The following is a 6,300-nucleotide window of genomic DNA, read 5'->3' as shown; positions in this document are numbered from 1 at the left end:
TCCGGACGCTGCACCGGCTGCACCTGGCGCGGCACGCGGTGACGATCGTCCCGACCCACGACCACCAGGCGGCGCAGCAGCTGCCGGCCTAGCACCTTTCGCGCGAGGGCGTCTTTGCAACTACGCGTTTCGCTCCAGTAGGACCTGCGCCGCCTGGTGGTCGTGGGTCGGGACGATCGTCACCGCGTGCCGCGCCAGGTGCAGCCGGTGCAGCGTCCGGAAGGTCTGATCGCGGTCCACGTCGACCAAAGCCCCTGGGTAGCTGGACTTTTGGCGGACCTTCTCGATCTGCAGTCGGTGCCAGGCGGCGTCACCGGCGATCAAGATCCATCCGCGGGCGGTGTGGGTGAGCACCCCGACGCTGCCCGGGGTGTGCCCGGCCAGGTCCACCAGCAGGACGGAGCCGTCGCCGAAGAGGTCGTGGCTCGCGGTGAAGGTCAGCACCGCCGGACCGTCCAGGTCGTATTCGGTGAGGCGCCGATCGCGCAGGGAATCGCGGACACCGCCCACCGGCGCCACCGGGCCGGCACCGATCCACTCGTTTTCCTTGCGGTGCAAGAGCACTGGCAGCTCGGGCAGGTCCAGCAGCCCCGACACGTGATCCCAGTGCGCGTGGGTGGGCAGTGCGAAATCCAACCGCGGCGTTTCCGGCAGCCGTGCCAACGCCGCGACGGTGGGGATGGTGTCCGCGGGGGGCCGGACCACGCCACGCAGCGCGGCGGGTAGTTGGGCGATCGCCCGCCGATCGACGTCCGTGCACACGGCGGGGTCGACGATGAACGTGGCCTCCGGGTGCGTGACGATGAACGACGTCAGCGAGTTCTCCACGCGCGCAGGTTTGAACGTGCCCTCGACGATGGCGGCCGTCGGCACCGAGCGGGGCACCTGCGGCAGCGCGGTCACCGCGACGGTGCCGCGGGGATCGGGCAGTCCCGCGTCGGCGATGCTACGGATGAGCCGCCCGTCCAGCCGCCGGGGCCACACCAGACCGCGAACGAGTCCGGTTGCCGCGCCGCAACATTCGAGGACGGTGGGGGAGCGGACGGGGTCGGGCAGTCCGGCCTTGGTGGCGGTCATGGCAGCTCCACCCGCACGATCGCGCTGTCGGCCCAGACGCGACGGTCTCGGGCGCGCCGCAGCCTTTCGCGGACGCACAGGTCCCCGTGGACGTTGGTCACGCCCGGGACTTTGATCAGCGGGACGATGTTCCACTGCCAGCCATAGCGCCGGTGCAGCAGGCGGTTGGCCCGCTCGGCGTCGGCGCCGGACAGGATCGTCGCTCGGCCGGCCAGCGTCGTGGCGCCGGGGCGCACCCGACCCCGGTAGTCGCAGGCGGCCAGTTCGACGTCGCGACGTGCCGCCAGCCGCCTGGTCTTCGGCCCCACCTTGGTTCGGAACACCAGCGCGTCGCCGTCGAGGCCGAACCAGATCGGGGTGTCGACCGGGGTGCCGTCGCGGCGGAAGGACCGGAGCAGGGCGTAGCGGGCGCGGCTCAGCTCGTCGAGCGTGGGAGTATCCATGCTCCCAGTCAACGACTTAGAGTTAGCTCTAAGTCAAGCATCGAGGTTTTCGGAGGCACCATGGCTCCAACCCTGACGATCGGGGAGGTGGCGCGCCGGGCCGGGGTGGCGGCCACCACGCTGCGCTACTACGAGCAGATCGGGTTGGTGTCGGCGCCGGCGCGGCTGGGCGGGCAGCGCCGCTACGACGATTCGGTGCTCGCCCGCCTCGAGGTGATCCGCCTGTGCAAGTCCGCCGGCTTCGCGCTGGAGGAGATCCAGCTGCTGTTCGCCGACGACGCGCCCGGACGTCCCGCCAGCCGGGCCCTGGCCGAGACAAAGCTGGCCGAGATCGACGCGCAGCTGGAGTCGCTGGCCCGGGCGCGTGCGGTCATCGAGTGGGGCATGCGGTGCACGTGTCCGTCGATTGACGCCTGCACCTGTGGGATTCACACCGCGCCAGCGGTCCCGTACGCGATCTAGAAATCGAGGAGCAGCAATGAGCGAACCCCAGCCGATCGCCGTGCAGAACTTCTCCCACGTCTGCATCGGCGTCTCCGACATCGAGGCCGCCGTGGTGTTCTACACCTCGGTGCTCGGCATGGATGTCGTGTTCGACGTCGAATTGGCCGGGGCCGGACTGGACTCGGTGACCGGCGGGGCCGCGCAACAGGGCCGCATGGTCGGCGGGCTGATCGGCGCCGCCATGGTCGAGCTGCTGTCGTTGGGGGAGGTGACGGCGTCCCCGAGCGGCCCGCATCTGGGCTACACGAACGTGTCGTTCCGGGTCGACGATCTCGACGCCACCTACGACGTCGTCCGGCGCCACCACCCCGGCGTGCGGGCCGAGGCGCCCGTCGACATCGGCGGCGTGCGGATGTTCTTCATCTACGATCCCGACGGCACCCCCATCGAACTCCTCGAATTGCCCGGCGGTGCGTCGACCACGGTGCAGCTGTGGCGCCCCGATGCCGGGTGATGTGTTCCGCGCCACAACCCACGGACGTACGCTCACGAGGGGCTGTGCTGATCCGGCGGCAAGGAGAACGAGGAATGACGACAACCGAACGTCCGGTCACGTTGTGCGAGGCGTTCCAGCGCACCGCGTCGATCGAGCCGGACGCCATCGCGCTGCGGACTCCGGGCGGGACCCAGACGCTGACGTGGCGCGAGCTCGCCGAGCAGGTGCGCAAGGTCGCCGCCGGCCTGTCGGGGCTCGGAGTGGGACGCGGCGACACGGTGTCACTGATGATGGCCAACCGGATCGAGTTCTACCCGTTGGAGATCGGCGCCCAACACGTTGGTGCCATTTCGTTTTCGGTTTACAACACGCTGCCCGCCGAGCAGCTGACCTACCTGTTCGAGAACGCCGGCACCAAGGTGGCGATCTGCGAGGAGCAGTACGTCGACCGCATTCGCGCGAGCGGCGCACCCATCGAGCACATCGTGTGCATCGACGGCTCGCCGCCGGGCACCATCTCGGTCGACGACCTTTATGCCGCCGCACGCGACGACTTCGACTTCGAATCCACCTGGCGGGCGGTGCAACCCGACGACGTGGTCACGCTCATCTACACGTCCGGGACCACCGGAAACCCCAAGGGCGTGGAGATGACCCACGCCAACCTGCTGTTCGAGGCGTTCGCCCTCGACTCCGTGCTCCCGGCCAAGTTCGGTGACCGGGTCACGTCGTTCCTCCCGACGGCGCACATCGCCGACCGGGTGCAGGGTCTCTACAGCCTGGAGGTGTTCGGCTCCCAGGTGACCACCGTCTCGGACGCGCGCGCCATCGCCGCCGCGCTGCCCGACGTGCGGCCCAACGTGTGGGGCGCGGTGCCCCGGGTGTGGGAAAAGCTGAAGGCCGCAATCGAATTCGCGGTGAGCCACGAGACGGACGAAGTCAAGCGGCAGGCGCTGCAGTGGGCGATGTCGGTGGCCGCCCGGCGGGCCGCCGCCCTGGTGGCCGGCGAGGAGATGTCGGACGAGCTGGCCGCCGAGTGGGCAAAGGCCGACGAACTGGTGTTGTCGAAGCTGCGGGAGCGGCTCGGCTTCGGCGAACTGCGGTGGGCGGTATCCGGTGCGGCGCCGATTCCCATCGAGACGCTGGCTTTCTTCCTTAGCATCGGCATCCCGATCGCCGAGGTCTGGGGCATGTCGGAGCTGAGTTGCGTGGCTACCGTGAGCAATCCGCGCGACGCCCGCCTCGGCACCGTCGGCAAGTTGCTGCCCGGTCTCGAGGGAAAGATCGCCGACGACGGCGAGTTGCTGGTCCGCGGTCCGCTGGTGATGAAGGGCTACCGCAAGGAACCCGCCAAGACCGCCGAGGCGATCGACGAGGACGGCTGGCTGCACACCGGCGACATCTTCGAGGCCGACGCCGAGGGTTATCTGCGGGTGGTGGACCGCAAGAAGGAGCTGATCATCAACGCGGCCGGAAAGAACATGTCGCCGGCCAACATTGAGAACACCGTGCTGGCCGCCTGCCCGATGGTCGGCGTGATGATCACGATCGGCGACGGCCGGCCGTACAACGCCGCCCTGATGGTCTTCGACGCCGACTCGGTCGGCCCCTACGCGGCACGGCACGGGCTGGCGGATGCTTCTCCGTCCGCGTTGGCGAACCACCCGGACGTCATCGCGCAGATCGCCGCGGGTGTCGCCGAGGGCAACGCGAAACTGTCTCGGGTGGAGCAGATCAAGCGGTTCCGGGTGTTGCCCACGCTGTGGGAGCCGGGCGGGGACGAGATCACGCTCACGATGAAGCTCAAGCGCAAGCCGATCATGGCGAAGTACGCGGGGGAGATCGAGGAACTGTATTCCAGCGACCTTCATCCCGACGTCCACGAACCTGCCGAAGCCGCGACGGCGCAGCCGGCGTGAGCGGGGGGCCGGTGGTGTCGGCGCGCGAAATCGGTCGCGCTGGGGTGCGAAAGCTGCTGCAGCGCAGTGGGATTGTCGACGAGTCGACGACGCCGTTGCCGACCGATCCCGACGAGGTGGTCGAGCTGTTGGCGGCCCCGTGGTACAACGAGCGGCTGGCCAAGCTGGCCGAAGAGCTCGGGCGCGATCGCGACGACGTGCGCGCCGAGGCCGCCGGCTACCTGCGCGAGATGGCGCCGTCGCTCGATGAGCGGGCGGTCAGGGCGTGGCGCAGCTTCAGTTGCTGGCTGATGCGGGCCTACGACATCCTCGTCGACGAGGATCAGATCGCCCAGCTGCGCAAGCTGGACCGCAAGGCGACTCTGGCGTTTGCCTTTTCGCATCGCTCCTACCTGGACGGGCTGCTGCTGCCCGAGTCGCTCCAGGCCAACCGGCTCTCGCCCGCGCTCACCTTCGGCGGCGCAAACCTGAACTTCTTCCCGATGGGCGCCTGGGCCAAGCGCACGGGCACGATCTTCATCCGCCGTCAGACCAAGGACATTCCGGTGTACCGGTTCGTGTTGCGCGCCTACGCCGCCCAGCTGGTGCAAAACCACGCCAACCTCACCTGGTCGATCGAAGGGGGCCGCACCCGGACCGGCAAGCTGCGCCCACCTGTGTACGGCATCCTGCGCTACATCAGCGACGCCGTCGACGAAATCGACGGCCCCGAGGTCTATTTGGTGCCGACCTCGATCGTCTACGACCAGTTGCACGAGGTGGAGGCGATGACCGCCGAAGCCTACGGTGCGGCGAAACGGCCGGAGGACTTCCGGTTCCTGGTCCGGCTGGCGCGACAGCAGGGCGAGCGGCTCGGTCGTGCCTACCTGGACTTCGGCGAACCGCTGCCGCTGCGCAAGCGCCTGGAGGAGTTGCGCGCCTTGGACACCTCGGCGTCGGGTACCGGGACGGAAATCGAGCGCATCGCACTGGATGTCGAGCACCGGATCAACCGCGCGACCCCGGTCACCCCCACCGCGGTGGTCAGCCTCGCGCTGCTGGGCGCGGACCGCTCGTTGTCGATCAGCGAGGTGCTGGCCACGGTGCGTCCGCTGGCGAGCTATATCGCGGCGCGCAACTGGACGGTGGCCGGCGCCGCCGACCTGACGAACCGCTCGACGATCCGCTGGACGCTGCACCAGCTCGTCGCCTCGGGCGTGGTTAGCGTCTACGACGCCGGCACCGAACCCGTCTGGGGCATCGGAGCCGACCAGCACCTGGTCGCGGCGTTTTACCGCAACACCGCCATCCACATCTTGGTCGACCGCGCGATCGCCGAGACCGCGTTGCTGGCCGCCATCGAAGCCGCCGAGAACTCAGTGGACCGGCTGGTGTCACCGGCGGCCGTTCGCGACGAGGCCTTGGCCCTGCGCGAATTGCTGAAGTTCGAGTTCCTGTTCTCCGCGCGGGCCCAGTTCGAGAAGGAACTGGCCGACGAGGTCCGCCTGATCGGGCGGGTGGAGGACACCAGCAAGGCCGTCCCCGCGGCCGACGTGCGCGGGCTGCTGGAAAAGGCCGACCTGCTGCTGGCGCACCTGGTGCTGCGCCCGTTCCTGGACGCCTACCACATCGTCGCCGACCGGCTGGCCGCCTACGACGACGAATCTTTCGACGAGGACGTCTTTCTGACCGAATGCCTCGAGGTGGGCAAGCAGTGGGAGCTGCAGCGCCGGATCGCCAACGCTGAGTCGCGGTCGATGGAGCTGTTCAAGACCGCGCTGCGGCTGGCGCGGCACCGGGAGCTGGTGGACGCGTTCGAGGACCCGCAACTCGCCCAGCGACGCCGCGAGTTCGCCGACGAGATCGCCACCGCCATCGGGCGCGTCAACACGATCGCGGAGCTGGCCCGGACGGCGGCGACCTAGCCGCGGTGACTGCGGGA

Annotated in this window: 6 protein-coding genes; 4 read left to right on the top strand and 2 right to left on the bottom strand. The window is 69.1% G+C overall.

All coding sequences use genetic code 11. From position 1 onward, the window contains the following. Positions 1–120: 120 nt before the first annotated feature. Both A5706_RS30540 and A5706_RS30535 read right to left on the bottom strand, forming a co-directional pair. Positions 121–1,077, bottom strand: a complete 957-nt coding sequence (locus tag A5706_RS30540) for an MBL fold metallo-hydrolase (protein WP_068139934.1) — start codon at positions 1,075–1,077, stop codon at positions 121–123. After that, positions 1,074–1,520: a PPOX class F420-dependent oxidoreductase gene (locus tag A5706_RS30535; RefSeq protein ID WP_068139932.1), complete on the bottom strand. Its 447-nt coding sequence runs from the start codon at positions 1,518–1,520 to the stop codon at positions 1,074–1,076. Before A5706_RS30535 ends, A5706_RS30540 begins: the two co-directional genes overlap by 4 nt. A 60-nt stretch (positions 1,521–1,580) precedes the next feature. On the opposite strand from A5706_RS30535, the gene A5706_RS30530 reads away from it, so the two are divergent. The 4 genes from A5706_RS30530 (at position 1,581) to A5706_RS30515 (ending at position 6,283) form a co-directional block, all read left to right on the top strand. Beyond that, positions 1,581–1,982, top strand: a complete 402-nt coding sequence (locus tag A5706_RS30530; RefSeq protein WP_068139929.1) for a helix-turn-helix domain-containing protein — start codon at positions 1,581–1,583, stop codon at positions 1,980–1,982. Between the two features lie 16 nt (positions 1,983–1,998). Continuing rightward, positions 1,999–2,478, top strand: coding sequence for a VOC family protein (locus A5706_RS30525; RefSeq protein ID WP_068139926.1), 480 nt, complete (start codon positions 1,999–2,001; stop codon positions 2,476–2,478). A gap of 74 nt (positions 2,479–2,552) precedes the next feature. Next, on the top strand, positions 2,553–4,379 hold the full coding sequence (fadD11, locus tag A5706_RS30520) for a fatty acid--CoA ligase FadD11 (RefSeq protein WP_068139924.1): 1,827 nt from the start codon (positions 2,553–2,555) through the stop codon (positions 4,377–4,379). Between the two features lie 14 nt (positions 4,380–4,393). Continuing rightward, positions 4,394–6,283 carry a lysophospholipid acyltransferase gene (locus tag A5706_RS30515; protein WP_156767422.1) on the top strand — a complete coding sequence of 630 codons (1,890 nt, stop codon included), beginning with the start codon at positions 4,394–4,396 and terminating at the stop codon, positions 6,281–6,283. Positions 6,284–6,300: the final 17 nt, after the last annotated feature.

It is taken from the genome of Mycobacterium sp. E796, assembly GCF_001672815.1.
In the GTDB taxonomy this organism is placed as follows: Bacteria; Actinomycetota; Actinomycetes; order Mycobacteriales; family Mycobacteriaceae; genus Mycobacterium.
This window is presented reverse-complemented; position numbering and strand designations above follow the sequence as displayed.

Coding starts and splice junctions, on each gene's coding strand:
- A5706_RS30530 (WP_068139929.1), top strand. CDS start 1,581: ATGGCTCCAACCCTGACGATCGGGGAGGTGGCGCGCCGGGCCGGGGTG.
- A5706_RS30540 (WP_068139934.1), bottom strand. CDS start 1,077: ATGACCGCCACCAAGGCCGGACTGCCCGACCCCGTCCGCTCCCCCACC.
- fadD11 (WP_068139924.1), top strand. CDS start 2,553: ATGACGACAACCGAACGTCCGGTCACGTTGTGCGAGGCGTTCCAGCGC.
- A5706_RS30535 (WP_068139932.1), bottom strand. CDS start 1,520: ATGGATACTCCCACGCTCGACGAGCTGAGCCGCGCCCGCTACGCCCTG.
- A5706_RS30525 (WP_068139926.1), top strand. CDS start 1,999: ATGAGCGAACCCCAGCCGATCGCCGTGCAGAACTTCTCCCACGTCTGC.